Source organism: Blastomonas sp. (assembly GCF_041747255.1).
Classification (GTDB): domain Bacteria; phylum Pseudomonadota; class Alphaproteobacteria; order Sphingomonadales; family Sphingomonadaceae; genus Blastomonas.
On the sequence record NZ_JBGTFM010000505.1, the window covers coordinates 1 to 4,046 of the forward strand.

3 protein-coding genes are annotated in these 4,046 nt (G+C 61.7%); all 3 read right to left on the reverse strand.

The window, feature by feature from the left end; translation table 11 throughout:
* The coding region (locus ACEW8G_RS16660) for an AsmA family protein (RefSeq protein WP_373489513.1) at window positions 1–1,185 on the reverse strand (1,185 nt) is incomplete at its 3' end.
* A 135-nt stretch (window positions 1,186–1,320) separates the two neighbouring features.
* Window positions 1,321–3,615, reverse strand: coding sequence for a GAF domain-containing protein (locus ACEW8G_RS16665; RefSeq protein WP_373489514.1), 2,295 nt, complete (start codon window positions 3,613–3,615; stop codon window positions 1,321–1,323).
* Window positions 3,612–4,046: hypothetical protein (locus ACEW8G_RS16670; RefSeq protein WP_373489515.1), on the reverse strand; the 435-nt coding region annotated here is incomplete at its 5' end. The genes ACEW8G_RS16670 and ACEW8G_RS16665, both read right to left, overlap by 4 nt.

Here is a 4,046-nt window from a genome sequence, read left to right on the forward strand (position 1 = left end):
TGCCGCTTGCACGCCGCGTGCCGCGATCACATCGGGGTTGTAGCCGATAAATGGTGCGACATCGATGATGTCGAGCGTCTTGGTTGCCAGATCGGCATCAAGGTGAACCCGCGCCTTGCCCATATCGACGGTGAACTTGCCCGCGATATCGCTCGCGCCGAACGTGCCGGTAAGGTCGGTGAAGCGGTACAAACGGCCCTGTTTCACCAGTTGCGCCTTGGCCTGGTATTTGCGCGTTTGCGGGATGACCACGCCGATGATCGCCATCAGCTCTGCGGCATTGCGTCCGCGCGCTTTCGTGGCCAGCGGCACGCCTTCGACATCGGCGAGGCTGGGAAGCGTGCCCATAATATCGATCACATTGTTGGCGGCTTTCAGCTGCAGTTCCAGCTGGTTCTGCCCGCGCCGCACGGTAGCATTGGGGCTGAGCAGCGCGCCGGTGAGCGTGAACGGTGTTTTACGCAAAGTGCCGTCGCCGGTGAAGCGCACCGCCTCACCGATCTTGGCGTCTTTTGACACCACCGATGCTAAATCGATATCGGTGAGCAGCTGCATCACCGGATCGCGATAACGCAATGTGGTGCCGCGCAGCGTGGCGCGATTTATCGTCGGCAGCTCAAGCGGCTCGGCGTCTTTGTCAACATCGAAGGTCCAGGTGTTGGCGGTGCCCTTGGCGTTCCATTCAAGGTCGAGCGCGCCATCGGTAAGGTCGAGCCAGTGCAGCCGCCAGTTACCGAACAGCAGCGCCAACGGCGCAATCCGGGTATCGACCCGGCGCGCCGCGAACAGATGTGGCCGGGTCGCCCATTTCGGATTGGCAACCGTCAGCCCTTCGGCAACGAACTTGATCCTGAACGGCGCGAAATATAGCTGGAAATCGCCCTCAACCGCAACCTCTCGTCCGGTCATCGATGTGGCGATGCTGGTCGTCGGACCCTTAAGGAACCGACCCTTGGTAACAAACAGGATCAGCCAGGCGGCAAACAGCGTGCCGAGCACGCCGATCGCGACGTTGCGCGCGATCCGCAGGCGGCGCTTGCGCCGTGTGTCGTCGGCAGGCTGCGCATCGTCGGCAGGCTGCACATCCGGGTCGGCGGCGGGCTGCGCCTCCGGCTCTGCTGGGGTCTGCGCCTCCGGCTTGGCGGGGGGCACTGTGTCACTAATGGTCTGGGTTGGGTCGTTCATGATTGCGCCTAGCACGTGTCGGGCGCGACCAGTGGTGTCAAAGTGTATCGGTCATATGTGCCGGGCGCGCAATATATGTCTGCAGCCATACGCATGGGTGCAAGGTTCGTTTCAAGTGCCCCGCATCGCCCCGAATTACTTGCCCGTCATCACCCATACGCCGGTCCAGTCGCCTGCTGGCGGGTTTGCCCGCAGGATTTGGCAGCGTTCGATATAGCTGCGTGACAGGCCGTCTCCCGGGTTCAGCGACAGGCATTTTTCGAAGCGGGTGATCGCGGCGTCCCAGTCGGCGCCCCGATAGGCGACCATGCCGTCTTCAAAATGGCCAAGCACATCGCGCATCGCCGGGAAGGTCTGGGCATCGTGATAATCCAGAAGCTCGAACACCCGCACCGGCTCGGTCTTGCCCTTGACCACAACCAGATCGATGTCGCGCATCTTGTAGGTGCCGTTGAGTTTGCTGACGGTGTTCTCGCTCGCCAGGATGCGCGCCGAATACGCCTTGCAGGCGCTTTCGAGGCGGCTGGCGAGGTTCACGCCATCGCCGATCACGGTATAGTCCATGCGCTTGGGGCTGCCGATGTTGCCCGAGACGACATGGTCGGTGTGGATGCCGACCCCCATGTCGACCGTCTTCAGCCCCTTGTTGGCGCGCTCTGCGTTCCATTCCCACAGCGTGCGGATCATCGAGACGGCGGCGCGCGCGGCGCGGTCGGGGTCGTCATCATGCGGCACCGGCAGGCCAAAGCACGCCATGATTGCATCGCCGATGAACTTGTCGAGCATGCCGCCCTGGCCGGTGATGCAATCGACCATCAGGCTGAAATATTCGTTGAGGAAGGAAACCGTCCCCTGTGCGCCATATTCCTCGGTAATCGTGGTGAAGCCGCGCACGTCGGTGAACATGATCGTTGCCTCGGCGCTGACCCCGCCAAGCAGATCGAGCGCGTCACCGTCCATCATCTGCGCGGCGATCACCGGGTCCATGTAACGCGACATGGTTGATTTCATGCGCTTTTCGCTGCTGATGTCCTCGACCATCAGCATGGAGCCGAGCTTGCTGTCGTCGCTGTCAGAGATCAACGGCATGATGGTGAGGTTGACCGACTTGTGTACGCCCGCCAGCGCGACATCGGCATCGGGGAAAATGTCGCTGATCCGCTCTTCACGCACCTTTTCGATGCGCTCCAGAATCCAGCTGCCGCTGTCATCGAGCAGAGCGCTGAGCAACTGACCTTGCACATCGGCTGCCTTGCACGTCCAGATGCGTTCGATGGCCTGATTGCAGGTGATGACCTTGCCCGCCGGATCGAGCGTGATCACCCCGTTCGACATGCTCTGCAGCACGGACTCATTGTAGAGCTTCATCCGCTGCACGTCATCGAACAGCTTGGAGTTTTCCAATGCGATGGCGATCTGCCCGGTGAAGGTCTTGAGTTGCTGCTCATCTTTTTCGGTAAACGCGCCGGTCTTTTTGTTGAGCACCTGGGTGACGCCGATGACCTCACCCTGTTTGTTGATGATCGGCACGCACAGGATGCAGCGCGTGAAAAAGCCGGTCTGCCGGTCAAATGACGGGTTGAAGCGCAGATCAGCATAGGCGTGCGGAATGTTGAGACTCTGGCCGCTGGTGAACACTGTGCCCGCGATCCCCATGCTTGAGGGGAAGCGGATCTCATTGACCTTGCCGCCGGCTGAAAACAGCGAGAACAAGGTGTCAGTGGCCTTGTCGTGGATGAAGATCGTCGCGCGTTCGGCCTCGAACATTCGCACCGTTTCTGCCACCACGCGTTGCAGCAGCCGGGTCAGGTCAACCTCTGAACTGATTTCGGAGATCATCGAGAGGAACGCCAGTTCCTTGGCGCGGACCTGTTCGATTTCCTCTATCGATTGCAGGCTCTGCAGGAACACCGTGGCCTGGCTGGTCATCTCTTCGAGCAGCGAGACGTCGTCGGGGGTGAAATCGCCCTCGTGCTTGTTGAGGTTTTGCATCACCCCGATGACTTGCCCACGCGGCGTACGCACGGGCACACAGATGATGTTGCGCGTCTTGTAGCCGGTGCGCTGGTCAACCGTGCTGTTGAAGCGCGGATCGGCGTAGGCATCCTCGATCAACAGCGACTCAGCGGTCTGGAAAACATGGCCCGCGACGCCCGAATTGTTGAGGATGCGGATTTCAAGGCTTTGGCTGCCCTGCGCAAAGCGCGAATAGAGTTCGCCCGTCTTGGGATCGTTGAGAAACAGCGTGCCGCGATCACAGTTGAGCTCGCGCGACGTCAGTTCGACCAGCATCGCAAGCACGCCATCGATCTGCGTCATTGTCGCGCATTTGCGGGTGACCTCCAGCAGCACCTCGGTGCGCCGCAGCGCGGCGGCGCGCTGGTCTTCGGTGAGCGGGCGGGTGAGCGTGTCGGCGATGGCGGGGGTCATGACACCGTGTCTCCGTGCATCTTTTCCATATGCTCGCGCAGGGCCTGGATCTGCTGATGCAGCGCCTGCCGTTCGCGCGCGTGATCAGCCTCCGTGGTCATCCGCGCCTGTTCGGCGGCGGTGCGTTCATTATCGAGCGTCAGGCGCAGCGCATCAATGCTGCCCTTGAGCTGCGTGGTCTCGGCCTGCGCGGCGGCGCGTTCGGCCTGCAGTGCCTGGTCGGCTGCTTGTTGCTGCGCCTCAAGCTGGCTGCGCATCTGCTGAATGGTCTGCGTCAGGTCGGTGGCCCTCGCTGCCTCATCCGCCTGCGCGCGGGTGAGGCGCCGCTCTGATTCTGCGCCCGTCGCCTCAAGGCGCTGGCGCAGATCATCGATCGTGGCCTGCAGATGCAGGTTGGCGGCCCTCATCGCTGAAAGCGCATCCGCCGGGCT

Excerpts from the sequence above, each read along its gene's own strand:
- ACEW8G_RS16665 (WP_373489514.1), bottom strand. The coding sequence starts at position 3,615 with ATGACCCCCGCCATCGCCGACACGCTCACCCGCCCGCTCACCGAAGAC.